The 25,266-nt window shown below is 68.4% G+C and carries 22 protein-coding genes and 1 tRNA gene; 10 read left to right on the plus strand and 13 right to left on the minus strand.

Translation table 11 applies throughout. The features are described 5' to 3' along the window. Positions 1 to 9: 9 nt before the first annotated feature. Positions 10 to 1,692, minus strand: coding sequence for a thiamine pyrophosphate-binding protein (locus tag PV679_RS23770; protein WP_319682402.1), 1,683 nt, complete (start codon positions 1,690 to 1,692; stop codon positions 10 to 12). Positions 1,693 to 1,840: 148 nt separating this feature from the next. Here PV679_RS23770 and sucC point away from each other — a divergent pair, with 148 nt between their 5' ends. From sucC to PV679_RS23790, 4 genes are all read left to right on the plus strand, one after another. Then, positions 1,841 to 2,971 carry an ADP-forming succinate--CoA ligase subunit beta gene (gene sucC, locus PV679_RS23775; protein ID WP_319682403.1) on the plus strand — a complete coding sequence of 377 codons (1,131 nt, stop codon included), beginning with the start codon at positions 1,841 to 1,843 and terminating at the stop codon, positions 2,969 to 2,971. A 16-nt stretch (positions 2,972 to 2,987) separates the two neighbouring features. Beyond that, positions 2,988 to 3,890 carry a succinate--CoA ligase subunit alpha gene (gene sucD / locus PV679_RS23780; RefSeq protein WP_319682404.1) on the plus strand — a complete coding sequence of 301 codons (903 nt, stop codon included), beginning with the start codon at positions 2,988 to 2,990 and terminating at the stop codon, positions 3,888 to 3,890. Between the two features lie 137 nt (positions 3,891 to 4,027). Continuing rightward, a complete protein-coding gene (locus tag PV679_RS23785) occupies positions 4,028 to 5,581 on the plus strand; it encodes an aldehyde dehydrogenase family protein (protein ID WP_319682405.1) in 1,554 nt (517 codons plus the stop codon). 416 nt (positions 5,582 to 5,997) lie between these two features. Then, positions 5,998 to 6,085 (plus strand) — tRNA-Leu (locus PV679_RS23790). A 112-nt stretch (positions 6,086 to 6,197) separates the two neighbouring features. Here PV679_RS23790 and PV679_RS23795 read toward each other — a convergent pair. The 7 genes from PV679_RS23795 to PV679_RS23825 form a co-directional block, all read right to left on the minus strand. After that, positions 6,198 to 6,878 carry a GntR family transcriptional regulator gene (locus PV679_RS23795; protein WP_319682406.1) on the minus strand — a complete coding sequence of 227 codons (681 nt, stop codon included), beginning with the start codon at positions 6,876 to 6,878 and terminating at the stop codon, positions 6,198 to 6,200. Between the two features lie 94 nt (positions 6,879 to 6,972). Then, on the minus strand, positions 6,973 to 7,629 hold the full coding sequence (locus tag PV679_RS23800; protein WP_319682407.1) for an amino acid ABC transporter permease: 657 nt from the start codon (positions 7,627 to 7,629) through the stop codon (positions 6,973 to 6,975). Beyond that, positions 7,629 to 8,309 carry an amino acid ABC transporter permease gene (locus PV679_RS23805; RefSeq protein WP_319682408.1) on the minus strand — a complete coding sequence of 227 codons (681 nt, stop codon included), beginning with the start codon at positions 8,307 to 8,309 and terminating at the stop codon, positions 7,629 to 7,631. Before PV679_RS23805 ends, PV679_RS23800 begins: the two co-directional genes overlap by 1 nt. A gap of 2 nt (positions 8,310 to 8,311) precedes the next feature. Then, a complete protein-coding gene (locus PV679_RS23810) occupies positions 8,312 to 9,220 on the minus strand; it encodes a transporter substrate-binding domain-containing protein (protein ID WP_319682409.1) in 909 nt (302 codons plus the stop codon). A 31-nt stretch (positions 9,221 to 9,251) separates the two neighbouring features. After that, a complete protein-coding gene (locus PV679_RS23815) occupies positions 9,252 to 9,977 on the minus strand; it encodes an amino acid ABC transporter ATP-binding protein (RefSeq protein WP_319682448.1) in 726 nt (241 codons plus the stop codon). Between the two features lie 59 nt (positions 9,978 to 10,036). Further along, on the minus strand, positions 10,037 to 11,326 hold the full coding sequence (locus tag PV679_RS23820) for a threonine synthase (RefSeq protein WP_319682410.1): 1,290 nt from the start codon (positions 11,324 to 11,326) through the stop codon (positions 10,037 to 10,039). A 72-nt stretch (positions 11,327 to 11,398) separates the two neighbouring features. After that, complete coding sequence (locus PV679_RS23825; RefSeq protein ID WP_319682411.1) at positions 11,399 to 14,068, minus strand: M14 family zinc carboxypeptidase; 2,670 nt, start codon at positions 14,066 to 14,068, stop codon at positions 11,399 to 11,401. Positions 14,069 to 15,081: 1,013 nt separating this feature from the next. Here PV679_RS23825 and PV679_RS23830 point away from each other — a divergent pair. The 4 genes from PV679_RS23830 (at position 15,082) to PV679_RS23845 (ending at position 17,894) form a co-directional block, all read left to right on the plus strand. Then, positions 15,082 to 15,807, plus strand: a complete 726-nt coding sequence (locus tag PV679_RS23830; protein WP_319682449.1) for an NPP1 family protein — start codon at positions 15,082 to 15,084, stop codon at positions 15,805 to 15,807. A gap of 342 nt (positions 15,808 to 16,149) precedes the next feature. Next, complete coding sequence (locus tag PV679_RS23835; RefSeq protein ID WP_319682412.1) at positions 16,150 to 16,314, plus strand: hypothetical protein; 165 nt, start codon at positions 16,150 to 16,152, stop codon at positions 16,312 to 16,314. Positions 16,315 to 16,378: 64 nt separating this feature from the next. Continuing rightward, a complete protein-coding gene (locus tag PV679_RS23840; RefSeq protein ID WP_319682413.1) occupies positions 16,379 to 17,311 on the plus strand; it encodes an oxidoreductase in 933 nt (310 codons plus the stop codon). Further along, positions 17,304 to 17,894 (plus strand): TetR/AcrR family transcriptional regulator, encoded by a 591-nt coding sequence (locus PV679_RS23845; protein ID WP_319682414.1) that lies wholly within the window; start codon positions 17,304 to 17,306, stop codon positions 17,892 to 17,894. Before PV679_RS23840 ends, PV679_RS23845 begins: the two co-directional genes overlap by 8 nt. A 363-nt stretch (positions 17,895 to 18,257) precedes the next feature. Here PV679_RS23845 and PV679_RS23850 read toward each other — a convergent pair whose 3' ends face one another. After that, entirely contained in the window at positions 18,258 to 18,707 is a 450-nt protein-coding gene (locus tag PV679_RS23850) for a MarR family winged helix-turn-helix transcriptional regulator (RefSeq protein WP_319682415.1), read from the minus strand. Between the two features lie 177 nt (positions 18,708 to 18,884). Between PV679_RS23850 and PV679_RS23855 the strand changes: the two genes are divergently transcribed. Continuing rightward, the gene (locus tag PV679_RS23855; protein ID WP_319682416.1) at positions 18,885 to 19,676 is read left to right on the plus strand and encodes a DJ-1/PfpI family protein; all 792 of its coding nucleotides are present in this window, start codon (positions 18,885 to 18,887) and stop codon (positions 19,674 to 19,676) included. 238 nt (positions 19,677 to 19,914) lie between these two features. On the opposite strand, the gene PV679_RS23860 is transcribed toward PV679_RS23855, so the two are convergent. From PV679_RS23860 to PV679_RS23875, 4 genes are all read right to left on the minus strand, one after another. After that, entirely contained in the window at positions 19,915 to 20,223 is a 309-nt protein-coding gene (locus PV679_RS23860; RefSeq protein ID WP_319682417.1) for a hypothetical protein, read from the minus strand. Next, a complete protein-coding gene (locus PV679_RS23865; protein WP_319682418.1) occupies positions 20,220 to 20,945 on the minus strand; it encodes a hypothetical protein in 726 nt (241 codons plus the stop codon). Before PV679_RS23865 ends, PV679_RS23860 begins: the two co-directional genes overlap by 4 nt. A gap of 36 nt (positions 20,946 to 20,981) precedes the next feature. Next, the gene (locus PV679_RS23870) at positions 20,982 to 21,836 is read right to left on the minus strand and encodes an alpha/beta hydrolase (RefSeq protein WP_319682419.1); all 855 of its coding nucleotides are present in this window, start codon (positions 21,834 to 21,836) and stop codon (positions 20,982 to 20,984) included. A gap of 220 nt (positions 21,837 to 22,056) precedes the next feature. Continuing rightward, positions 22,057 to 22,656, minus strand: a complete 600-nt coding sequence (locus PV679_RS23875; protein WP_319682420.1) for a TetR/AcrR family transcriptional regulator — start codon at positions 22,654 to 22,656, stop codon at positions 22,057 to 22,059. 237 nt (positions 22,657 to 22,893) lie between these two features. Between PV679_RS23875 and PV679_RS23880 the strand changes: the two genes are divergently transcribed. After that, positions 22,894 to 25,185, plus strand: coding sequence for a glycoside hydrolase family 3 N-terminal domain-containing protein (locus tag PV679_RS23880; protein WP_319682421.1), 2,292 nt, complete (start codon positions 22,894 to 22,896; stop codon positions 25,183 to 25,185). Positions 25,186 to 25,266 lie beyond the last annotated feature (81 nt).

The following is a 25,266-nucleotide window of genomic DNA, read 5'->3' on the forward strand; positions in this document are numbered from 1 at the left end:
AGGGCTCCTCTACTTGTACATGGTCTGGTTCATGGTTCCGGGGGCGTACGCGTCGGGGTCGACCCAGACGTTGATCAGCGACGGCAGTCCGGACTCACGGGCGCGCTGGAGCGCGGGCGCGATGTCCGCCGGATCGCGGACCTCCTCGCCGTAACCGCCCAGCATCTGGGCGAACTTGTCGTAGTGGACGTCGCCGAGGGTGTTGCCGACGCGCTCGCGCTCGTCGCCGTACTTGGCCTTCTGGCCGTAACGGATCTGGTTCATCGAGGAGTTGTTGCCGACGATGCCGACGAACGGCAGGTTGTAGCGGACGAGCGTCTCGAAGTCCCAGCCCGTCAGCGAGAAGGCGCCGTCGCCGAAGAGCGCCACGACCTCCTTGTCGGGCCGCGCCTTCTTGGCGGCGAGGACGAACGGGATGCCGACTCCGAGCGTGCCGAGCGGGCCCGGGTCCATCCAGTGGCCCGGCGACTTGGGCTGGACGACCTGACCGGAGAAGGTGACGATGTCGCCGCCGTCGCCGATGTAGATCGAGTCCTCGGTGAGGAAGTCGTTGATCTCGCTGACCAGCCGGTACGGGTGGATCGGCGAGGCGTCCGACCTGAGCTGCGGAAGCCGCTTCTCGATCGCCGTCTGCTCGGCGGCGCGCAGCTCGTCCAGCCATGCCTTGCGCTTGACGGATCCGCCGTTGACCCGGCCGCTCGCGGCCTGTGTGACCGACGCCAGGACGAGTCCCGCGTCACCCACGATGCCCAGGTCGATGTCGCGGTTCTTGCCGACCGTGCGGTAGTCGAGGTCGATCTGGACGACGGTCGCGTCGGGCGAGAGGCGCTTGCCGTAACCCATCCGGAAGTCGAACGGCGTACCGACGATGACGATGAGATCCGCGTTGGAGAACGCGTACCGCCGGGAGAGCTGGAAGTGGTGCGGGTCGCCCGGCGCCAGCGTGCCGCGCGCCGCGCCGTTCATGTACGCGGGGATGTTGAGCGTCCGCACCAGTTCGATCGCGGAGTCCGAGCCCCTGGTCGTCCAGACCTGGCTGCCGAGCAGGATGGCCGGCTTCTCCGCCTGTACGAGAAGGTCCGCGAGCTTCTCAATGGCCTCGGGGTCTCCGGCCGAGCGGGTCGAGGCCCGGTACTGGCCGGCCTCGGGGACCCGGGCCTTCGCCACCGGCACCTTGGCATCGAGCACATCACGCGGAATCTCCAGGAATGATGGGCCGGGTGCGCCGTGGTAGCACTCACGGAACGCCATCGACACCATGTCGGCCGCGCGCGCCGTGTCCGGCACGGTGGCGGCGAACTTGGTGATCGGAGTCATCATGTCGACGTGCGGAAGGTCCTGGAGCGAGCCCATCTTGTGCTGGGTGAGCGCTCCCTGACCACCTATCAGCAGCATCGGGGACTCGGCGCGGAAGGCGTTGGCGACACCGGTGACGGCGTCGGTGGTGCCGGGACCCGCGGTGACCACCGCGCAGCCCGGCTTTCCGGTGATACGGGCGTAGCCGTCGGCGGCGTGCGCGGCTACCTGCTCATGACGTACGTCGACGACTTCAATGCCTTCGTCGACGCAGCCGTCGTAGATGTCGATGATGTGACCGCCGCAGAGTGTGTAAATGACCTCGACACCCTCTGCTTTGAGTGCCTTGGCGACCAGATGACCACCGGAGATGAGTTCCTGGCTGTCGTCGGGCATGAGGAAGTCCCTGTCCCTTCGTAGGGGAGGGCGTTCGCCCTCCCGGTACATTGCATACAGTCGACGAATACTGTATGAAACTTGTTATCCCGCATCCGGTGGGTGGTGTCCAGAGGGCGTGCGGCACTTTCGTCAAAAGGGAGCCGGCATGGATCTGTACGAGCACCAAGCAAGGGAACTCTTCGCGGACCACGGCATCGCGGTGCCGGAGGCCGAGGTGGTGGAGCTGGCCAGAGAGGCCAAACTCGCCGCCGAACGGCTCGGTGGACGCGTGGTCGTCAAGGCACAGGTGAAGACCGGTGGCCGCGGCAAGGCGGGCGGAGTGAAGCTCGCGGCCGACCCGGCGGCAGCCGAACTGACAGCACGTCAGATTCTCGGCATGGATATCAAGGGCCACACCGTCAGGAAGGTGATGCTCGCTCAACCAGTGGAAATAGAAGCTGAGTTCTACGTCTCGTATGTCCTCGACCGGGCGGCCGGGACCTTCCTCGCCATCGCCTCGGCCGAGGGCGGGATGGAGATCGAGGAGGTCGCGGCCACCCGTCCCGAGGCGGTCGCCCGGATCCCCGTCGATCCTTCGGAAGGGGTCACCGAGGCGAAGGCCGCGGAGATCGCCACGGCCGCCGGACTACCGCCGTCGACCGTGCCCGTGCTCCAGGCGCTCTGGCAGGTGCTGGTGCGCGAGGACGCGCTGCTGGTCGAAGTGAACCCTTTGGTCCGCACCACGGAAGGGCTGATTCTCGCCCTCGACGGCAAGGTGACCCTTGACGACAACGCCCGCTTCAGGCAGGTGCGTTGGGGCGACGGAGAGAACGATCCGGCCGGCGATCCGCTGGAGGCCGCCGCGGCCGCCAAGGGCCTCAACTACGTCAAACTCGACGGCGAGGTCGGCATCATCGGCAATGGCGCCGGGCTCGTCATGTCCACCCTCGACGTGGTCGCCGGCTGCGGCGCCCGCCCGGCCAACTTCCTCGACATCGGCGGAGGAGCGTCGGCCCAGGTGATGGCTGACGGCCTGTCCGTCATCCTCTCCGACCCGGCCGTGAACTCCGTCTTCGTCAATGTCTTCGGCGGCATCACGGCCTGCGACGCCGTCGCCGAGGGCATCGTCCAGGCGCTGGAATCCGTACGGCTGACCAAGCCGCTCGTGGTCCGGCTCGACGGCAACAACGCCGCCCGCGGCCGCGCGATCCTCGCGGCCCGCGCCCACCCGCTCGTAGAGCAGGTCACCACCATGGACGGGGCGGCCCGACAGGCCGCCGCACTGGCGAACGCCTGACAAGGAGAAGGACACCATGGCGATATTCCTGACCAAGGAGAGCAAGGTCCTCGTCCAGGGCATGACCGGCGGCGAGGGCATGAAGCACACCCGGCGGATGCTCGCCGCGGGCACCGACATCGTCGGCGGCGTCAACCCGCGCAAGGCGGGCCGCACGGTCGACTTCGACGACCGAGCCGTGCCCGTCTTCGGCTCGGTGCGCGAGGGCATGGCGGCGACCGGCGCGGACGTCACCGTCGTCTTCGTCCCACCGCCGTTCGCCAAGGCCGCCGTCATCGAGGCGGCGGACGCCGGCATCGGGCTCGCGGTCGTCATCACCGAGGGCATCCCCGTCCACGACGCCGTCGCCTTCCAGGCGTACGCCAAGGAGCGGGGCACCCGTATCGTCGGTCCCAACTGCCCCGGGCTGATCAGTCCCGGGCAGTCCAACGCCGGCATCATCCCGGCGGACATCGCCGCCAAGCCCGGCCGTATCGGGCTCGTCTCCAAGTCCGGCACCCTCACCTACCAGCTCATGTACGAGCTGCGGGAGATCGGCTTCTCCTCGGCGGTCGGTATCGGCGGCGACCCCGTCGTCGGCACCACCCACATCGACTGCCTCGCCGCCTTCGAGGCCGACCAGGACACGGAGCTGATCGTGCTCATCGGTGAGATCGGCGGCGACGCGGAGGAACGCGCCGCGGCCTACATCGCCGGGCATGTGACCAAGCCGGTCATCGGCTACATCGCCGGATTCACCGCGCCCGAGGGCAAGACCATGGGACACGCGGGCGCGATCGTCTCCGGCTCCTCCGGCACCGCGGAGGCCAAGAAGAAGGCTCTGGAGGCGGTCGGCGTGCGCGTCGGTTCGACGCCGTCGGAGACCGCGCGGCTGGTCCTGGACCGCCTCGCGGCATCGCGTGATGTGGCTCATAATTGATGACTGGTGCGTGCCACCAACGACCCCGGCTCACTACCGCCCGGTAACAACACCGCGGCGGTAGTGATACCCCTGTTCCGCCCGGGGTATCCAGGCCGAGCCATGCACCTCCCGCCTCCTCAGAGCGGAGACCCTCAATGGCACCCACCCTCACTCACCACCTCACTCTCAAACCAGGGACGGCCTGGCAGGACGCGTGGCAGCGCTGTCTCGTCGTCGCACCCGAGGCCTTCCACGACGACCGCGTCCGCAATCTGTGGGCGTCGTCGTGGCGGTCCGACGGGCGCGCCCTGCCCGCCACCAGTCCGGTCGACGGCAGTCCCATCGCGGGGCCGCCGCGGCTGGACGCCGCCACCGCCCAGCAGGCCGTGCGCGCCTGTCTGGACGAGCACCGCGCCTGGCGGCACGTCCCACTGCCGGAGCGCAAGGCGCGCGTCGCGGCGACTCTCGACGCGCTGACCGAACACCGGGAACTGCTCGCCCTTCTCCTCGTCTGGGAGATCGGGAAGCCGTGGCGGCTCGCCCAGGCCGACGTCGACCGTGCGATCGACGGAGTGCGCTGGTACATCGAAGGAGTCGAGCCGATGCTGGCGGGCCGGACGCCGCTGCCGGGGCCCGTCTCCAACATCGCGAGCTGGAACTATCCGATGTCCGTCCTGGTCCACGCCATGCTCGTCCAGGCGCTGGCGGGCAACGCGGTGATCGCCAAGGCGCCGACCGACGGCGGCGTGGCCTGTCTGACCCTGGCCTGTGCCCTCGCCGCGCGCGAGGGCATCCCCGTCACACTGGTCAGCGGCAGCGGCGGCGAACTCTCCGAGGCGCTCGTGCGCTCGCCGGAGATCGGCTGTGTGTCCTTCGTCGGCGGCCGGGACACCGGCGCCGGTATCGCCACCGCGGTCGCCGACCTCGGCAAGCGCCACATCCTCGAACAGGAAGGTCTGAACACCTGGGGCATCTGGAACTACAGCGACTGGTCCGCGCTGACCGCCGTCATCCCCAAGCTGTTCGACTACGGAAAGCAGCGCTGCACCGCGTATCCACGCTTCGTCGTGCAGCGCTCGCTCTTCGCGGACTTCCTGGAGGCGTATCTTCCCGCCGTACGCTCCATCCGGCTGGGCCACCCTCTGGCGGTCGAGCATCCGGAGGATCCGCTGCCCGAACTGGACTTCGGACCTCTGATCAACGCGGCCAAGGCCAAGGAACTGGGCGACCACGTGGCCGAGGCGATCGACCGCGGTGCGGTCCCGCTGCACCAGGGAGCGCTCACCGACGGGCGCTTCCTGCCGGGCCAGGACACGAGCGCCTATCTGCCGCCCGTCACCTTGCTGGGCCCGCCACCGTCCTCGCCGCTGCACCACGCGGAACCCTTCGGCCCGGTCGACACGATCGTCCTGGTCGATACGGAGGCGGAACTGCTGGCCGCGATGAACGCGTCGAACGGCGCGCTGGTCGCGACCCTGTCCACCGACGACCCGGCGACCTATGAGCGGCTCTCGCCACAGATCCGCGCCTTCAAGGTCGGCCACGGAAAGCCGCGCTCGCGCGGTGACCGTGACGAGCTCTTCGGCGGCTTCGGCCACTCCTGGCGGGGCGCGTTCGTGGGCGGCGAGCTGCTGGTACGAGCGGTGACGGACGGGCCGCCGGGGGAGCGGCCGCCGGGGAACTTCCCGGATTACCACCTGATGCCTTAGGCCCTGTCTGACACATCCCGCCTGGCCTGCGACGTCTGGCACGCACGCTCACCGCGTTGTCGGAGTCATCCGAGTACGTCCAGTACACGGATGATCCTCCGCCTTGGGATCGCACGCACCAGACGTCGCGGGCCCCGCCCTCCGGGCGGACGGCGCTATGTGTCAGACACGGCCCAGGCCACGGGACCCGGCCGCTGTACAGGTCCGTACGGTTGCCCGCCGGTCCGGCCGGCGGGCAACCGCACCGAGCGCATGCCCGTACGCCGAGTGCCGCCACGGTGACATCGCGTACACGCGGTCGCCGCGCAGGCGGCGGCCGCGGATCGCTGACCACCGGATATACGGGCGAGGACGCCATCCATCCCCTGGTATCGTTGTCCATGTCGCCGCGAGGAAACACCGCGGTTCGACCACTCGTCCGGGTGGCGGAATGGCAGACGCGCTAGCTTGAGGTGCTAGTGCCCTTTATCGGGCGTGGGGGTTCAAGTCCCCCCTCGGACACCAACTGGTAGCCCACGGGATACCGCAGAGTGCCGGCTGAGATCCATCTCAGTCGGCACTTTCTGTTTCCCGGAGTCGGCGGTGAGGGTGAGTCCGGGTTGGCGGTGGCGCGAAGTCACGGCTGCTGCGGCTGCTCCGCCGCACTCCGTACCTCAAGGTAGCGCTGCAGCGCATGGCCCGCTTCACGGACGTGGAGCCGGATGTGCCGCTCCGCGGCGCGCGGGTCGCCGTTCCGGATCGCCTCCAGAATGGCCTCGTGCTCCTCGATGGCTACCGGCAGCCGGCCGGGCGCCCGCGCGGAGAGACGGTTGCCCAGGCGCACTTGAGCGATGAGGTTCTCCGCGATGGGGATGAGCCGTCGGCTGCCCGAGCCCTCCCAGATGAGGCGGTGGAACGCGAGGTCCAATTCCCCGTAGGAGTGCAGGTTGTTCGCCTCGATCGCCTTGCGTTGCTTTTCCAGCAGCAGGCCCAACTCGGCGGCGATCTGCTCACGGTAGGGGGCCCCGGCCGTCCGGCGCGCGGCGATGCCGTCGAGGGCCTCCCGCAGCTCGTACAGCTCCAGCAGGTCGTCGGTGGTGAATTCGGGGACGAAGTAGCCGCGGTGCGGGACGGCGATGAGGAAGCCTTCGCGTTCGAGTGCGGCGAGTGCGGCCTTGATGGGGGTGGGGCTGAGGCCGAGCTGTTCGGTCAGGGGACGGACGGTGACGCGGGAGCCCGGGGTGAGGGAGCCTTCGAGGATGGCGGCCCGCAGATAGTCGTAGGCGGCGTTCAGCAAGGTGTGGCGCGGGACGGTCATGGTCGCCGGAGCCCCCCTTTCTCCGTGAATTTCTCCGTGAAGATGTCTACCGGGCACGGTACTTCCCCGAGTGGCTACGGCGCGGCCGGGCGCGTCAGTGAAGTCTGCGCTCGTACCAGCGGGACAGCATCGTCAGTGGCAGGCAGATGACGAAGAAGACGGCGAGTACGGCGCCGAGGATCGGTACCGCGTGGGAGGAGCCGCCGGAGAGGGTGAGCCGCTCGATGGAGCGTTGTGATGCTTCGAGGATGTCGAGCAGTCCGATAACGGCGGCCAGTGAGGTCTGCTGAGTGAGGTTGACGACGAGTCCGATCAGCGGCGGGAGTGCTCGCCGGGCGGCCTGCGGCAGCAGGACGTGCCGCATGCGTCCGGTCCAGGAGAAGCCCAGCGCCGCTGCGGCCTCGGCCTGCCCCCGGGGTACCGACTGGACGGCGCCGCGGACGACTTCGGCCATGTTCGCGCTGCCCCACAGGGACAGTCCGACGGCGGCGGCGGTGAAGGTGTTCACCAGTACGCCGATGATGGGCAGGACGAAGAAGATGAAGTACAGGATGATGATGATCGGCAGGCCCCGCCAGATTTCGACATAGGCCCGGGCCGCCGCCCGGACCGGTCTGCTGGGCAGGGTGAGTACGGCGCCGAGCAGGGTTCCGGCCAGAAGGCTGGCGGCGATGCTGACCAGGGCCAGCAGTGCGGTTTCGCGCAGGCCGTCGGCGAGGTAGCCGGCTACGGGTCCGGCCCATGGGGGCATCAGTGTTCTCCTGGTATCGCGAAGCGACGCTCGATGGCTCCGGCGCCCAGTGACATGAGCCAGACCAGTCCCAGGTAGACGACGCCGATGGCGAGGAACATCTCGAACGCCCGGAAGGTGACGGCGACGATGTTGACAGCGGTTTCGGTGAGTTCCGGGTAGCTGATCGCGACCATGAACGATGAGTTCTTGAAGACGGATATGAGGATGTTGGTGACCGACGGCAGTGCGATGCGGGCGCCGAGGGGGAGGGTGACGTGTCGGAAGGCGGCCGGGCGGGGGAAGCCGAGGGCTCGGCAGGCTTCGACATAGCCGCCTTCGACGGCTTCGAAACCGGCGCGGAAGTTCTCCGCGTTGTAGGCACCGCCCCACAGGAGCAGTGACAGCCAGCCGACGGTGAAGCCGTCGAGTCGCAGCCCGGTTTCGGGTAGCGCGAAGTAGAGGAAGAAGATCTGTACCAGGAGCGGGGTGTTGCGGAACACCTCGGTGTAGACCGTGATCAGTTGCCGTGCGACCGGTATGCGGAGCGTGCTGATCGCGCCGAGCAGGACGCCGACGATCAGGGCACCGGCCATGCCGATGGCGCTGATCGCCAGCGTTCGCAGCAGGCCGGTGCCGAGCTCGCCGAGATGCTCGACGATGAAGCCCGGGTCGAAGGAGTAGCCGGAGGCGTCGAGCATGCTCAGCACTTCAGGGTGGAGCCGGACGGGTAGGTCAGCTCGCTGCCCGGGCGGGGCACGTACTTGGCGAACTGCTTCTGTACGGAGGGGTCGGTGACGGTCTTCTGGAATTCGGTCCAGAAGAAGTCGGTCTGCTGCATGTGGGCGAGGGCGCCGTTGACCCAGGCGAGCATCTGCGCGTCGCCCTTGCGGACGCCCATTCCCCAGGGGCTGTCGGCCTTGGTCTCGCCGACGACCTTGAGTTTGGGGTTCTTCGCCGCCAGGTCGAGGAGAAGAGTGTCGTCCTGGGCGAACGCGACGCCGCGGTTCTGGTTCAGTGCGGTCAGTGCCTGGCTGGTCTCGGTGAACAGTGCCTGCTTGACGTCTTTCATGCACTGGGTCAGCCAGAGGCTGGCGGTGGCGCCGGAGATGCTGATGACCGGCTTGCCGGCCAACTGGTCGAACGAGGTGATCGGGGAGTCCTTGGGGACCAGCAGTTTCACGCCGCTGTCGAAGTAGGGGGTGGAGAAGTCAATGGTCTCGGCGCGTTCCGGGGTGTAGTTCATCGTCGCTTCGATCAGGTCGATGCGCTTGGAGGTCAGGAACGACACCCGGTTGGATCCGGTCACACAGGTCAGGGTCAGCGCGTTGGGGTTGCCGAACGCGTAGGAGGCCATCTGGCGGGCGATGGCTATCTCGAAGCCCGCGTTCTTCGACGACTCGTCGATGTATCCGAACGGCGGGTAGTCGCACTTGACGCCGACGGTCAGCTTGCCTTTGCTCTTCACCGCGTCGGGCAGCGGCGCCCCCACGTTCACGGGGCTGCTGGAGGCGGCGGTGGACGAGGATGACTCGTCGGGTGAAGAGGAGCAGCCCGCGGCGAGGACCAGGACCATCGCCGCACCGATGACAGTGCCGTATTTCGATCTCACGAGGTGACTTCCTTCTGCCCGCTCGGGCGGGCTATCTGAGAACCTTGCGCAGGAACTGGCGGGTACGGTCGTTCTGGGGCCGGTCCAGCACATCGGCCGGGCGGCCCTGCTCCGCGATCACCCCACCGTCGATGAACACCAGGCGGTCGCCGAGTTCACGGGCGAAGCCCATCTCGTGGGTGACACACAGCATCGTCATTCCGGAACGGGCCAGGTCGCGCATCACGTCGAGGACCTCGCTGACCAGCTCCGGGTCGAGTGCGGACGTCACTTCGTCGAACAGCATCACGTGGGGATCCATCATCAGCGCGCGGGCGATGGCGACCCGCTGCTGCTGCCCACCCGAGAGTTGCCTCGGGTACGCGTCGGCCTTGTCGGCCAGCCCCACGCGGGCCAGCAGCGCGGTGGCCCGCTCCCGCGCCTGGTCTTTCGGCATCCGCAGCAGTTTGCGCGGCGCCAGGGTGAGGTTGTCGACGGCGGACAGGTGCGGGAAGAGGTTGAACTGTTGGAACACCATGCCGATGCGCCGGCGCACCGTGTTCAGATCGACCCCGGGCCCCGTCAGGTCCTCGTTCTCCAGCAGCACCTGGCCGGAGGTGACCGGCTCCAGCAGATTGACACAGCGCAGCATGGTGCTCTTGCCACCACCGGACGGGCCGATGACGGCCACCACCTCACCGCGGGCCACCGTCAGGTCAACGCCCCTGAGTACCTCAACACCGTCGTAGGACTTGTGGACCCCACGCAGCTCCACCATTGCCTGCCGCGTGTCGGCGGGTGACTGGGAGAGCCGACCGTCCACGTTCGGCGACTCGGTCATCGCGGTGTCCGAAAGCCGCGGGCCGTGCTGGTCATTTCGGCCGCGGCGGCCTCCGGCGGCAGGTCCGCGTCGCGTCGCAGGCGGGGCGGTTGGCCGACCTCCAGGGTGTCGGCGTATTTGACCGCACTGCCGGTGTTGAGCACCAGGACCTCCTCGTCTCCGTCGAGCCACTTGTCGGCGCGCAGCCGGCGTACCGCGGCCAGCGTCGCCGCCCCCTCCGGGCACATCAGCACACCGTCGGACGTCGCACAGGCCAACTGCTCCTCCAGGATGTCCCGGTCGTCGACGGCGATCGCCGTGCCCTCGCTGTCCCGCAGCGCGGACAGGATGAGGAAGTCACCCAGCGCGCCGGCGACGTTGATACCGAACGCGACAGTGCGTGCCTGGTCCGCCGGCCACGGTTCGGCGGTCTCGGCCCCCGACTCGAAGGCCCGCACGATCGGCGCGCATCCGGTGGACTGCACGGCCACGAACCGGGGCAGCCGCCCGGTGATCCAGCCCAGCGCGGCCAGTTCGTCGAGCGCCTTGCGGATACCGATCAGGCCCACGCCGCCGCCGGTCGGGTACACCACGACATCCGGCACCCGCCAGCCGAACTGTTCGGCGATCTCCAGACCCATCGTCTTCTTGCCCTCGATGCGGTAGGGCTCACGCAGCGTCGCGGCGCTGAACCAGCCGTCCCGTACCGCCTGCCCCGCGATGCGACCGGCGTCGCCGATCAGACCGTCCACCATGTACACCCGGGCGCCGGCCGCCAGACACTCCTTACGGGTCACCTGCGGAGCGTCCTCGGGCATCACCACCAGACACTCCGTGCCCGCCCGCGCGGCATAGGTGGCCCAGGCGGCGCCGGCGTTGCCGTTGGTCGGCAGAGTCAGGCGCCGCACGCCCAGTTCACGTGCCCGGGAAACACCGACCGCCGCGCCCCGCGCCTTGAAACTGCCGGTCGGCAGCATTCCCTCGTCCTTGGCCAGCAGGCCCGGTACCCCGATCCGCCGGCCGTACTCGGCCAGTGGCACGATCGGTGTCCAGCCCTCGCCGAGTGTGATCACGTTCGCGGGATCCCGTACCGGCAGCAGCTCCCGGTACCGCCACAGGTCCGTGCCGCGCGACGCGATGTCGCGCGGTCGGACCGAGGCCCGGACCCGGTCGAGGTCGTAGCGGACCAGCAGCGGCGAACCACAGCGGCACACGTTCTGCGGCACATCCGCGTCGTACCGCTCGGCGCACCGTCCACATTCCAGGTGGGTCAGCGTGCTGGTCCAGGTCCCATCGGCGGGGTACAACCGTGTCTTCCTCTCTGTCTGGCCGGGGATGGCCGGTGGTGGGGGCGGGAGGGCCCGTCCCCACCACGCGATCTACTTTCCGAGGCGTTTGAACTGGTCGGCCGTGAGCTTTGTCGACGGCCCGTAGAACGCCGCGTTGAAGAGCGTCCGCTGCTCGGACCGGTTCCAGGTGCGGAACCCGATCTCGCTGCCGAAGGTGACGACGAAACCCTTGCCGATCGTCCAGGACAGCCCGTTGACCGCCCCGTTGAGGTCCTCGCCTCCGATCAGCCAGCCGCTTTGCAACTGGCTTCCGCTGTCGGGGTACTTGGCCACCACGTCCACCGGGTACGTGCTCGTGTCGGTCAACCTGTACGCGTCGTTCGACACGAACCACACGGGGTTGTTCGCCGACAGGCCCCAGGCCACCGGGTTGTTCGTGTCGAACTCCTGGCTCAGCAGCGAACCCGGGCAGTAGAAGTCCGAGGAGGAGCCGCCGGGCAGCGCGGAGGTGATGGGCAGGCTGAACAGCGACTGGGCGGTGGCGGTCGCGCTGCCGTAGGTGACCAGCGTGCCGCCACCGGTCACGAAGTCGCGCAGTTGGTCCCAGCCGGTCGTGCCGACACCGAACGCCCAGGCCCACTCGGGCGGGTAGTTCTTCGAGTTCAGCCCGTTGACGATGGAGTTCCTGCTGACCCCCTTCGGCATGATGATGGCGTCGTACTTGCCGAGGCTGGCGTAGTCGCTCGCCGTCACGACGGAGTAGTCCACCCCGTACTGATCGAACGTCCACATCAGCCAGCCGGACGGCATGTTGCCCGGGGGCTTGATCAGGCCGATCTTTGTGCCCTGCTTGAGCTGGATGCCGGCCACGGCCGGCACCGTGCGGAGGGCGGACACCGGGATGCCGGTGGCCTTCGACTGGGCCTGCAGGAGCTGCCGGGCCGCCGAGGACGGCGGGACGAGGAAGGTGCCGGCTGGGAACGTGCGATCGCCGTCGGTGAATTGGGCGGCGGCGCGGAATGTGGGGATGTTCTGCTTCTGCAGCGCGGCGACGATCCGGAACACCCCGTAGGACTCCGGTCCGATCGCGTACGCCCCGCTGCTCGGCGGTGCGGGCGTTGTGACGACCGCCGGGGGCTTGACGGAGCTCAGCAGCTTGGTGCCGGCCGAGAAGGACGTGGCGATGAGGTCGGCCTGGAAGCCGAGCAGCATCGGCAGGGTCTGCGCGGTGGTGTCGTACGGCCGCTGCGGCGGGCCACCGGGGTATTCCAGCAGCTGCGGGTAGTCCTGCACCTCCAGCAGCGTTTTGGCGAACCCGGCGTAAGGCTGCTGCATATAGATGATGTACGACCCGGCGGGATACCGCTTGCCGCCGGCGGTGAACGCGGCCTGTGCCTGGTGTATCTCCACCGCGCCGAGGTGGAAGATCTCAAGGGCGTCGTAGACCGCCTGCGGGTCACGCTGCCCGGCTGGGATGACGTAGGCGTACGGGCTGGTCCGGGTGACCGCCTTGACCCCGATGCGGTAGGAGTTGTAGAGCCAGTTGTAGGTGTCGTAGGCGACCGTCTCCAGACCCGAGTAGAAGGCTTGGGAGACCCAGTCGATGATGTTGCGCAGTGTCCAGGTGTTCGAGTCGTACGGCTCGATGAAGTTGATGTCGGTGGTCTGCCGGCCGAGCGGTCCCGTGCCCACCTGCGGGTAGGCGAGGTTGGAGGCGGCCGCCGCCTCGGTCAGGATGCGCGCCGCGCCGTGGTAGGCGCAGTACTGCCGGGAAGCGGACCAGAAGTCGTATTCCGAGCCCCAGCCGTTGCCCTTCATACCGGCGACGGTCATGCCCCGCTGCATCGCCAGGCCCACCGTGTCGGTCTGCTGGATCAGGATGGTGTCGATGTTGGGGTCGTACGGCGACAGGTACGGCGGCGTGAACAGCCGGGGAGAACCGGCGCTGGCGCCGTGGGAGTCCTGGAAGACCTGGGGCCGGTACTTGTTCAGGATCGAGGCGTTGTACTTGCTCTCGACCTGGGTCAGCATGATCCAGTCACGGTTGCCGTCGTGGCCGGTGTACTTGGTGTACAGGTCGGGGTAGGTGCGCGAGTAGTCGGTGCCGGCCGTCGCGGCGAAGTAGTCGTTGACAAGGACGATGCCGTCCGGGTTCTGGCACGGCTGAAGCAGGATGACCAGGTTATCCAGGATCTTCTCGATGTATTCGGACCGCTCGGTGGCCAGCCGGTAGGCCCATTCGATGGCGGCCTGGGAGTTGCCGACCTCGGTCGAGTGGATGCCGGCCTGCACGTAGTAGAACGGCTTGCCCTTGGTGGCCAGCTTCTTCGCCTCGGCCTCGGACAGCCCGCGGGGGTCGGCCAGCCGGGCGTTGGTGGCGACCAGCTTGTCGAGATTGGCCAGGTTCTTCGGAGAGCTGATGGTCAGCAGGACGTACGGATGTCCCTGGGTGGTCTTGCCGATCTCTTCGTACTTCACCCGGTCGCTGCGAGCGCCGATCAGCTGGAAGTACGGGACCATCCTGCTCCATTGAGCCAGGAAGCCGTCGGTTCCGATCGGAGTTCCGAAGTAATCCGCCGGGGTCGGGATGCGCCCGCTCTTCGGCCCGGTGGACGGCTGGTCATGGTCGGTCAGAGGTGTCGCGGGCGCTGCCGAGGCGGCGCCCGGGTTGATCACCGTCGCGGCCGCCCCGGCGCCGGCCGCCGCGGTGGTCCGAAGAAGCATCCGGCGGGAGAGTCTTGAGCTTTCACTGCTAGTCATCTACCGACATCGCCTTTCACGGTCCGGGTGGGCCGGGCCGTTATCCGTCACGGAATCAGGGTGGGTCGACTTCGCTGGTCTGCGGGGTGTCCGTACAACGCCGTGCGTGTGCGTGTGCGTGTGCGCAGCGCCGCGCCACGATGGTTGGTGCGATGCCTGGGAGCCGCGCGCTGCTGTCGGGCAGACCCGCGTGATGAACGCGCGAGCGCCCCGACCCCGGGCAGTGAAAATCTTGCGTGCCACGCAATCTGCCAGCCGACACCGAGTGAGGGCAACGGTTCAATCTTGGATTTAATATTAAATGCGTGTTGCATCATGCCTGGCTGGGACGATGGCAGCGCGGTGTGCGTCGGGCGAGCAACCAACTCTCGACGAGGGGTCGTTGACGGCCCGTCAGTTTTCTGACGGCCCTTGACGGTCCGCCAGGGCTTCGGACCTGGGATCCCGTGGTGGTCCAGGAAGTCCTGAAAGGCGGTCGGCGGTCGGGCAGGGGCCACTGCTCGAAGGCGCGCGGCGCGGCGACGGCGGTAGATCGCCGGCAGCCTCCGGAACTCGTCCACAGGAGGTGTCGCTCTGACATGTGAAACCAGGTGGTGCGCTGTTGGACTGCCGGGCGGGGCCGCGGCTTGATTCGTCCGGGCTGCCGACGCGTCCCGTTGAGGGCGTGAGCCTGCCCGGCGTCACGGTGCCGAGCGAGTTTCCACGGTGGTCCGTATATCGCGAATGCCCGACCTCGGCGGAATGAGGACTATGGCTGCCACAGGAGGGATCGATCTTGTTCAGGAGCGGTTCACCGAAGTGGTCTTCAAGAGAACCTGTCATGGACACTCCCGTCGGGGGATGCTGTCGGCAGCCATCACTCGGCCGTGTCGGCACCGCGTCGACTGCTCGCCGAGTCATCCGAGAGGACGCACATGGATAATCTGCCGTCGCGCGGAGCTGGTAGGTCGGCTCTGGCGTTTTTCAAGCAGAAGCGGTCCCGGCTGGGGGCGCTGCTCGGCGCCACGGTCCTGATGGTGGTGTTGCCGTCGTCAGTGGCTCACGCCGAGAATCTGCCGAACCTGCCCCAGAGCGCCGGGGGTTATGAGGCGTCGTTCTCACCCGCGTATGACTACGACGGCGATGGCTGCTATCCCGTCGCCGCCATCGCACCCGACGGAGCGCTCAATCCCGGTCTGAACACCTCGGGCGCGGTCAACGGTAGCTGCCGTGATCAGTCCGACCTGGACCGGACCCAGACCTACGCCCGCTCGAAGTGCAACAACGGATGGTGTGCGGTCGTATACGCCAGCTACTTCGAGAAGGACCAGGCTGTCGCCGGCAGCGGACTCGGTGGTCACCGCCATGACTTCGAGCACGTGATCTCATGGATCAACCAGGCGTCCAACCAGGTGGAATACGTCACGACCACACAGCATTCCAGCCAGCAGACCTATCCGCGTTCGCAGGTACTCTTCGACGGCTCCCACCCCAAGGTCGTGTACCACAAGGACGGTCTGGGCACCCACTTCTTCCGGCTTGCCAACGGTAACGACGAGCCGGCGGAGAACCACTATCACAACTGGCGCCAGCCCCCCATCGTGGACTGGAACGGGTGGCCCAGCATCTCTCTGCGGGACCGTCTGATGAACGCGGACTTCGGCTCGGCCACCATCAAGACCACAGACAAGGACGACCGCTTCCGGAACCTCCTGAACGCCTCCAAGCCGTCCGGCATCCCCTTCGACCCCTGGGCCTGACAGCAGGACTCCAGAACCGTGGAGGCCGCCGGACAGCGCGCGGCACGACGACGCGCATGGCTCGGTGTGGCTGACACACCACAACTCTCCGCGACCGAGTGCCTGATCGTGGATCGGTGCCGCACGTTCTCGTCGGGGCCGTACCGCTCCTTCCCGAGTGAGGCAGCGGTACGGCCCCGACGCGGAGCAACCGGTCGGAAGGGGCGGCGGCGGACGACATGACGCGGGCCTCATCCTCGGTGACCGAGGGGCGGCGCCGGTCATCCCCATACAGACCGTGTTCGCGTTGTCGACGGTGCGGGGCCATGCGTCCGATTGCCGACACACCGAACAGATCTCGCGGTGACCGCCCACGCCCGCTTCGCCGAGGAAGCCGGCTCCGGCCCCGACCTGATCTTCGCCGGAGAACCTTGGCAGGGCACAGCCGACAAGGACCTCCTGGACGCCATGCTCCCGCCGCCCCTGCCGGGCATTGTCGATGCCGCGTTCGCGGCCCTCCAGAACTAGACAAGATTGACGGTACGTGTAAAGTTCGTCATGATCATAAGCAGTGCGAGAGGAGTGTCATCAGGTGTCGAGATGGAACTTGAGCAGCGTTCCCGATCAGGCGGGACGGACCGTCGTCATCACGGGCGCCAACGCGGGAATCGGCTTCGCGGCGGCGGCGATGTTCGCGTGCAAGGGGGCGCACGTCGTGCTCGCCTGCCGGGATCCGCACAAGGCCGCCGACGCCGTCGGCAAGATCCGGGCCATGCGGCCGTCAGGCTCGGTGGAGCCCGGTCTGCTCGATCTCGCGGATCTCGATTCAGTGGCGGCGTTCGCCGACCACTTCCGGGAGGGCCATGACCGTCTCGATGTGCTGGTCAACAACGCCGGAGTGATGTGGTCTCCGCCATCACGCACCGAACAGGGCTTCGACCTGCAATTCGGCACCAACCACCTCGGGCACTTCGCCCTCACCGGTCATCTGCTGCCCCTGCTGCTGCACACGCGGGGGGCACGTGTGACGACAATGACCAGCCTGGCGCAGAAGTTCGGTCGTATCGACTTCGACGATCTGAACTGGCGGCGGCGCCCGTACTCCAGCGGTGCGGCCTACAACCAGAGCAAGCTGGCCAACATGATGTTCGTGCTGGAACTCCAGCGTCGGCTCACAGCGTCCGGCAGCGACCTGGCCGTGACGGCGGCTCACCCGGGCTGGACCTCCACGGAACTCACACGTCACTCACATTCCGCGATCAGGCGGATCAGCCCCCTGGTCGGCATGAAACCGGAAGTCGGCGCACTCGGACTGATGCGTGCCGCCACTGATCCGACCGCCCCGGGCGGCAGTTACTGGGGGCCACGCTTCTTCTTCGAGACCAAAGGGTATCCGTCAGCGGCCCGGATCGTCCGCCGCGCCGAGGATACGGCGGTCGCCGCCCGGCTCTGGGAGGAGAGCACGGTGCTCACCGGTGTCACCTACCCGCTTCCGGGACGGACGGAGCGTACGACCGATGCCTGACGCCGACGAAGCGGCCGCGGTATCGGTGCGGCAGGAGAGCATTGTCACCGCGGCAACCGGGGTCTTCCTGCGTTTCGGCCTGCGCAAGACAACGATGGACGACGTCGCCAGGGAAGCAGGTATCTCCAGGCAGGGGCTCTATCTGCACTTCAAGTCCAAGGACGCCGTGTTCCGGCGCGTGGTGGAACGCATGTTGTCCGACATGCGGAGCTCGGTCGAGCACGCACTGGAGCGGGAAGACCTCCCTGTCGCGGGCCGGCTGGTGGATGCCTTGGAGGCGTTCCACGCCTTGACAGTCGGCAAAGTCGAGCTGAGTCACTTCGGCGAACTCCTGGAGGCGGCGACCTCGTTTGCCGGGCCACGCATGCGAGAGATGGAGAGGGACTTCGTCGCGGACATCGCCCGGCTGCTCGACCGGACCGGACATGCCGCTCCCTGGGAAGAAGCGGGCATCTCCGCGACAGACCTCGCCGAACACCTCTTCGCTGCCTCGGCCGGGGCAAAGTACGAATCGGCGACGCTGGAGACGTATCGGACGCGCGTGCATGTCGCCGCACGCATCGTTATGAGAGGAACCGACTGATGCGTGTGCGACGCCCTCGCCGTGGACCACGCCGACGCCGTCAATAGGGGTCCGCCACCAGCGCTCCGGCAACAGACTCCTTCGAGGCGGGGACTTCCTCCGCCTGTGCCCGCCGGCAGCAGGCTCCGGTCGCGGAGCGGTGGAGCGCAGGAGAAGGCCTTCACCCTGGCGCGGGAAATCAGGCAGGCCGCCGCCGGCCAAGCCGTCATCCTGACGGTGGTCGAGATGAAGCGACTGGCCCGCGACGGCGCCAGTCCATGATCAGACTGACGGGCATCTGCAAGCCCGTGAAGTGATGCTCAGCGGATCCCGCCGCCTGCCGGGCGAGCGTGAGCAATTCGGGAACAGTGAACGCTTCGGAGGTCAGGCCGGACCAGGTGGCGACGCCGTGCGGGCGGAGAGCGCCTGGAGCAGCAGTCCGTTGAGATCGCGGCAGGCGTCGGGGCCGAGCGCGGCCCGCAGGCCCGCGTCGGCCTCGGCGTAGGCATCCTGGCCGGAGACCAGCAGTCGCATGCCCTCTTCGGTGACGTGGAGCTCGGCGGCACGGCCGCGACCTGGTTCGGTGCGCCGCTCGACCACCCCCCTCTCCTCAAGCTGGCGGACGGTGGCCTGGGCGCTCTGGGCAGTGATACCCGCCCGGCGGCCCAACTCGCTGTAGGAAAGGCCGGGTTCGCGACGCAGATGCCCGATGGCGGCGAGGTGGCGCAGGGTGTAGCCGGTTGTTTTCAGTGTCTGTTCGACGTCGTCGCGCACGTGCCTGCCGAGGGCTGCGAGCAGGAAGGCGGTACTGATGGGTTGGGGTGGGACGGTCACGGTGCCTCGCTCGTCGAGAAAGTTTCAGCTTGACTGCAACTTGCGGGTGGGGCAGACTCCACTCTTGTCGGCGAACGGCGCGGTGGAACGTACCCGTGCTGGAAGTGCGCCGGTCCGGGGACCGCAGTGTCACGGCAGGAAACACTACAAGCGTTTGCATCTCGGAGGCTCCAGAAAATGACGGACCACACGACGAACTGGCCCGACCACCTGACAGGCGACGCGCGGCCTCTGGAGGTCGGCATCCTTCTTTTCGAGAGACACACCGCACTCGACCTTGTCGGTCCCTACACCACTTTCGCCCTGGCGGGTATGAAGGTCCACCTCGTGTCCGAGACCCTCGACCCCGTCGTCTCGGACGACGGCGGTCTGGCCATCGTCCCGACCACCACCTTCGACGACTGCCCCCGACAGCTCGACATCCTGTTCGTCGGTGGCGGGCTTGTGGACAGGGTGATGCTCGACCCGGCCGCCATCGCCTTCCTGCAGGACCGCGGTGCGACCGCCTCCTACATCACGGCGGTCTGCAACGGCACGCTCGTCCTCGCGGCAGCGGGACTGCTCGACGGCTACCGCGCGGCCACGCACTGGGCGTCCAGGCAAGAACTGGCACAGCTGGGCGTCGAGGTGTCGACGGAGCGTGTGTGCATCGACCGCAACAGGTTCTCCGGGGGCGGTGTGACCGCGGGAATCGACTTCGGCCTCACCGTCATCGCGCACACTCTCGGCGAGAAGGCCGCGAAGTTCGCACAGCTCGTCATGGAATACGATCCCGAGCCGCCGTTCAACGCCGGGTCGCCCGAGAGCGCGGGTCCCGAACTGGTGGCACTGCGCACACGGTTCATGACGGGTCCCGACACCGCCCTTCGAAACGCCGTGTCCCGCGTGCTGGAACAGCGAGCAGCGTCAAGCTCGCACCCGGTACCGGACGCGAACACCGGCCTCGCCGCCGGCATCGTCAACACCTGACCGCCCCCGGCTCCGCACCTCGAACCTGACAACAGCCACGCTGTCAGGTTCGACGTGTATGGCGGACGCGAGGGCCGCAACTCGGCGGCGTCGCCGAGCATTCAGCCGACCGGCTCCAAGTCAGATCCCGCAGATCGGCGCGGACTCCGACATCCCCGAAGTCCGCCGGCTCGCCACCACCGTCGACCGCTGGCGGCCATCCTCCGGCCGCAGCCGGGACCGGCGCGTGCGGAGGAACTCACCCAGCGGTCTTGTTCCGTTCATGCCTCTGAGTGTGCTGGGCCTCGCTCGCCACAGCCACACCCTGCCGTGGATAGGCAGCGCGGACGCTGGCAGCCCGCCGGTCCGCGCAGGCCCGAGGCTCGGCCGGAGCGCTCGCGTCCCGGCCGGTGATCTCGTGGACCCGCTTCGCCGGGAACAGCTCGCCAAACTCTTCGACGGCGGCCTCGCCTTCGCGCTGGTACGCCGTATCGCGACGCCGGGCCCGGACGTCACCGAAGACGGTCCGGGCCCGGGGGGCCGTCAGATCATCGCGTCCGGCCGTCACGTCAGACGGACGTCCTCGATGCCGATCGAGACGATGAGCGGTTCCGGCCGCGGACGGCCGTCCTCGTCGGCCAGGAAGACGCGGCGGGCAGCGGGTACGACGATGCCATTGACGTCACGGTGGTCCGAGATGTAATGCGCGGCTACTGCCGGATCGGACCCGAGCACCTCGGCGACATAGTCGTGCCGCCGGATGAGGCCCTTGTCGTCGACGTAGTAGACGTTCTCGCGGCAGTGGGCCGCGAACTCCTCGGGAAAGACCACGCGCAGCCGGCGCCACGTCTCACCGTTCTCGTCCCACGGGTCGATCTCCTCGACCTCCGCTCCCGGCTGGGCCAGGGAGAACGGTTCGGTGAGGTAGGTCCACATGGCGTATCCGGTGAAGTAGGCCACGTGCAGCAGGTCCCACGGCGTTCCCTGGATGTGACCGGCGAACGATTCGCGAGGCGCGAACCGCTCCTCCACCACCTGACCGGTGTCCTTCTCGACGGCCACACGGCCGGGTGTGAAGGAGCCGCGCAGTCCGGGGCCGCCGAAGGGAGTGTGGCTGGTGAACTGACGGCGCAGGTCGATGGTGGTCGTCACGTCGTCCATGACGCCCTCCTGGCCCTTGATGGTCCACAGCGCGCCGCCGCCGCGCACGCGGGCGGTCAGCGTGGAGAACTCGTTCCAGCGGTCGAGGCCGCCGTGCGCGGCGATCACGTCTTTCAGCAGCTTGTTCATCGCGGTTCTCTCTCGTCGTGCTGTCGGTGACGGCGGTTACTCGCCGAGGAACGTGTTGACCTCGGCGGCGAATTCGGCCGGATACTGGAAGAGGAAGCCGTGGCCGGCGTCGGGGTAGATGACGACCTTGGCGTTCGGCAGGTGCTCGCCGAGCAGGTGGGTGTTCTCGGTGGGGACCATGACGTCACGGTCGCCGTTCGCGGCGAGGACCGGCTGCTGGATGGCGGCGAGCCTGACCAGTCGGCCGTCGTCCGGAATGCCCCAGGCGGAGATCGCGGTGTGCTGGGCGTCGCGCGTGGCGTGGTCGGTCGGTATGTCGCGGTCCTGCTGCCGGGTGAAGATGCGCTGGACGAACTCCATGCCCTTGGCCCGACTGGTCTCGGTGGGCTGGAAGAAGAGAGTGAGAAGGTCCTCGGCGGCGGGCTCGTCGCGGCGCGCGGCCGCCAGCACTTCGCCGGTCCAGAGGTGGAAGTCACGGCCGCCCTGCGGGCCCGTTCCCGCCAGGACGATCCGCCGGACCTGGTGGGGCCGGACCAGAGCGATCTCCTGGGCCACGAAGCCGCCCAGCGAGAAACCGAAGAGGTCGTACGACGTCAGGCCCAGCGCGTCGATGAAGGCCAGCGCGTCCAGTGCCATCTCCCGCACGGTGCCCGGCACGGTGCCGGTCGTCCCGCCCACGCCCGCGTTGTCGACCAGGATCACCTCGCGCTGCTCGGCGATCGGATCGATCAGGGCGGGATCCCAGTTGTCGAGGTTTCCGCGGAAGTGCTGCAGGAAGACGACCGGTACGTTTCCGGGCCGCGGCGTGCCGAACCGCCGGTACGCGTAGCGGACGCCATTGGCGCCCTCGGCGGTCTGGTTGGTGGCGGTGAGCTGGCCGATTCCTGACATGACGTGCTCCATCGATAGAGGAAACAGATCTGTTTCCCAGGCGAAGCTGATGGTACACGGATCTGTTTCCTCACAGGGATGCCCGGGACTGCCCGGCGGGTCTGGTCCCGCGGTCGCGGCGCGGGCAAACGGGGCCGGAGCCGAGATTCGACGCCGACCGCTCGGAGCTCAGCGGCTGCTCATGAGGCCCCGTCCGTCCGGCGGGGCCTCGTCCGTACGCTCAGAGCGGGACGGTGAGCTGCGCCTGGACATGTGCGTGCATCACACCGGCCATGTCCGTCGCGCAGTCGCTGAGAAGCCACTGCACCTGGAGCCCGTCCATCAGGGCGATCAGTTGCTGGGCCGCCGCGTCGGGATCGATACCGGCACGCAACGCGTCCTCGTCCCGGGCCTGTTGGTAGGCGCTCCGGGCGTCCGCGACCGAGGCCCGGTACCGCCGCACGAAATACGCGTGAGCGGGGTGGTCGGCGGCGGTCGCCTCCGCCGCGAGGACGGAGAAGAGCTCCACGATCCCGCGTCGCGTCGCGTTCAGCGCGGCCAGATCGACCAGGCGCCGCAGCCGGTCGACGCCGACCGGATCGCCGAGCGAGAGCCATGCCTCGTCGACCTCGTCCCGGTGCTCCAGCACCGCGAGCAGCAGCGATTCCTTGGTCGGGAAGTGATGCAGCAGTCCGGGGTGCGAGAGGCCGCAGCGGGTCGCGATCGTACGGAGCGACGCGCCGCGGTAGCCGGCCTCGCCGAACATCGACATGGCCTGGCCGAGGATCTCGCTCCGCTTCGCGCGGCCTTTCGCGTAGCCGCGCCGCGCTTCGACGGACATCGCGTCACTCTCCCGGTTCTGTCGGTCGGGGACACCACCACACGCGCACGGAATCACCCGTGCGCAGACAACATACCTACCACCTGGTCGGCATTGGGCGTACGGTATGTCATGGAGCGGTTCCCGCCGGCGGAGCCGCGCGTGGGAGCGCTCCGAGTCCGACGGCACCACAGCGCCACCGCGCTAACCGATCCACGTGCCCCGCCGAACGTCACCGACGTTGTGAAAGGAACCCCTGTGGGCCCCTTCCCGCCCTACCGCGACCCCTCGCTGCCCGTGGCAGAGCGGGTCAGCGACCTTCTCGGCCGTATGACGCTGCCCGAGAAGGTCGGTCAGATGCTCCAGCTCAACGCGAAGGACGGCGTACGGCACCTCGTCGAGGACTTCCACGCCGGTTCGATCCTGCACGCCGCGCCCGAGCGGGTCCTCGAAGCGGCCGAGCTCACCGAGCGGAGCCGGCTGCGCATCCCGCTGCTCGTCGCGGAGGACTGCATCCACGGCCACTCCTTCTGGGAGGGTGCGACGATCTATCCCACGCAGCTCGGCATGGCCGCGACCTGGGATCCGGAACTCGTGGAGCGCATCGCCCGCGCCACGGCCGTCGAGGTCGCGGCGACCGGGGTCCACTGGACGTTCTCCCCGGTGCTCTGCATCACGCGCGACCTGCGCTGGGGCCGGGTGAGCGAGACCTTCGGCGAGGACCCGTTCCTCATCGGTGAGCTCGCCTCGGCGATGGTGCGCGGCTACCAGGGCGACGGACTGGACGATCCGACCGCCATCCTGGCCTGCGCCAAGCACTTCGCGGGCTACTCCGAGACGCAGGGCGGCCGGGACGCGAGCGAGGCGGACATCTCGCGGCGCAAGCTCCGCTCGTGGTTCCTGCCGCCGTTCGAACGCGTGGCCCGCGAGGGCTGCCGTACGTTCATGCTGGGCTACCAGTCGATGGACGGCGTGCCCATCACGGTGAACAACTGGCTGCTCAACGAGGTGCTGCGCGGCGAGTGGGGCTACACCGGCACCCTGGTCACCGACTGGGACAACGTCGGCCGCATGGTGTGGGAGCAGCACATCTTCGCCGACCACGCGCAGGCCGCCGCCGCGGCGGTGCACGCGGGCAACGACATGGTGATGACGACACCGCAGTTCTTCGCGGGCGCCCAGGAGGCGGTCGTCCAGGGCACCCTCGACGAGGCGGAGATCGACGCGGCGGTCCGCCGGATCCTCACGCTCAAGTTCGAGCTGGGCCTCTTCGAGAACCCGCGCCGTCCCGACGCCGACCGTCAGGCGCTCGTCATCGGCAGCGCCGAGCACGCCGAGCTGAACCTCGAAGCGGCCCGCCGCTCGCTGGTCCTGCTCACCAACGACGGCACACTGCCGCTCGCCGGCGGCTTCGAGGCCGGTGACGACGGCCGTGCCCTCGCCGGACCCGCCGCCGCGCCCCGTACCGTCGCCGTCATCGGCCCCAACGCCGACGACGCGCAGACCCAGCTCGGCGACTGGGCCGGTTCCTCGGGCCAGGCCGACTGGCTGCCCGACGGCCACCCGCGCGCCATGATCCGGACCGTGCTCGACGGCTTCCGCGAGCACGTTCCCGCGGACTGGACCGTCACCCACGCGCGAGGCGCCGACATCCTGACCGTGGGTCCCGACCCCGAGGGCGCGTTCTTCCCCGACGGCCAGCCGCGTCCCGAGGTCGTCGTCCCGGCCGAGCCCGACGACACGCTCATCGCCGAGGCCGTCGCCGCCGCCCGCGACGCCGACTACGCCGTCGCCGTCGTCGGCGACCGCATCGAGCTGGTCGGCGAGGGACGGTCGACCGCGACCCTGGAACTCGTCGGCGGCCAGGTCGCCCTGCTGGACGCGCTCGCCGCGACGGGCACACCGCTCGTCGTCGTGGTCATCAGCTCCAAGCCCCTTGTGCTGCCGCCCTCCGCGCTCGGCGCGGCGGCGATCGTGCACGCCTTCAACCCGGGGATGACCGGCGGCCGGGCCGTGGCCGAACTGCTGCTGGGCCTGGTCGAGCCCACCGGACGGCTGCCGATCTCCTTCGCCCGGCACGCGGGCCAGCAGCCGACGTACTACAACCAGGTGCGCGGCCAGCACGGCAGCCGCTACGCCGACCTCACACAGAGCCCGGCCTTCGCCTTCGGAGAAGGCCTGAGCTACACCACGGTCGACTACAGCGACCTGGAGGTGCTCGCTCCTGTCGTCGGGACCGGCGGCACCGTGCGTGCGCGGCTCACTCTCCGTAACACCGGCACCCGGCCCGCGCTGGAGACCGTGCAGGTGTACATCAGCGACTCCGTCACCTCGGTGACCTGGGCCGAGAAGGAACTGAAGACCTACCGGCAGGTGAGCCTCGCTCCCGGCGAGACGCGCGAGGTCTCCGTCGAGCTGCCGGTCGCGGAGTGCACGATCGTGGACGCCGAAGGGAACCGCCTGGTCGAACCGGGCGACTTCGAACTGCTCGTCGGCCCGTCTTCCCGCGACGAGTCGCTGCTGCGCGCGGGCTTCACTGTGAAGAACTGACGTGAAGAACTGACGCCATCGTGCCGCTGTCCCTGCCGGCCGGGACAGCGGCACGCTGGTGAGGTGTCCAACTCCGAGGCC

The organism is Streptomyces sp. AK02-01A (assembly GCF_033795305.1).
Classification (GTDB): domain Bacteria; phylum Actinomycetota; class Actinomycetes; order Streptomycetales; family Streptomycetaceae; genus Streptomyces.

Coding starts and splice junctions, on each gene's coding strand:
- PV679_RS23770 (WP_319682402.1), bottom strand. CDS start 1,692: ATGCCCGACGACAGCCAGGAACTCATCTCCGGTGGTCATCTGGTCGCC.
- sucC (WP_319682403.1), top strand. CDS start 1,841: ATGGATCTGTACGAGCACCAAGCAAGGGAACTCTTCGCGGACCACGGC.
- sucD (WP_319682404.1), top strand. CDS start 2,988: ATGGCGATATTCCTGACCAAGGAGAGCAAGGTCCTCGTCCAGGGCATG.
- PV679_RS23785 (WP_319682405.1), top strand. CDS start 4,028: ATGGCACCCACCCTCACTCACCACCTCACTCTCAAACCAGGGACGGCC.
- PV679_RS23795 (WP_319682406.1), bottom strand. CDS start 6,878: ATGACCGTCCCGCGCCACACCTTGCTGAACGCCGCCTACGACTATCTG.
- PV679_RS23800 (WP_319682407.1), bottom strand. CDS start 7,629: ATGCCCCCATGGGCCGGACCCGTAGCCGGCTACCTCGCCGACGGCCTG.
- PV679_RS23805 (WP_319682408.1), bottom strand. CDS start 8,309: ATGCTCGACGCCTCCGGCTACTCCTTCGACCCGGGCTTCATCGTCGAG.
- PV679_RS23815 (WP_319682448.1), bottom strand. CDS start 9,977: ATGGTGGAGCTGCGTGGGGTCCACAAGTCCTACGACGGTGTTGAGGTA.
- PV679_RS23825 (WP_319682411.1), bottom strand. CDS start 14,068: ATGACTAGCAGTGAAAGCTCAAGACTCTCCCGCCGGATGCTTCTTCGG.
- PV679_RS23830 (WP_319682449.1), top strand. CDS start 15,082: ATGGTGGTGTTGCCGTCGTCAGTGGCTCACGCCGAGAATCTGCCGAAC.
- PV679_RS23845 (WP_319682414.1), top strand. CDS start 17,304: ATGCCTGACGCCGACGAAGCGGCCGCGGTATCGGTGCGGCAGGAGAGC.
- PV679_RS23855 (WP_319682416.1), top strand. CDS start 18,885: ATGACGGACCACACGACGAACTGGCCCGACCACCTGACAGGCGACGCG.
- PV679_RS23865 (WP_319682418.1), bottom strand. CDS start 20,945: ATGAACAAGCTGCTGAAAGACGTGATCGCCGCGCACGGCGGCCTCGAC.
- PV679_RS23870 (WP_319682419.1), bottom strand. CDS start 21,836: ATGTCAGGAATCGGCCAGCTCACCGCCACCAACCAGACCGCCGAGGGC.
- PV679_RS23875 (WP_319682420.1), bottom strand. CDS start 22,656: ATGTCCGTCGAAGCGCGGCGCGGCTACGCGAAAGGCCGCGCGAAGCGG.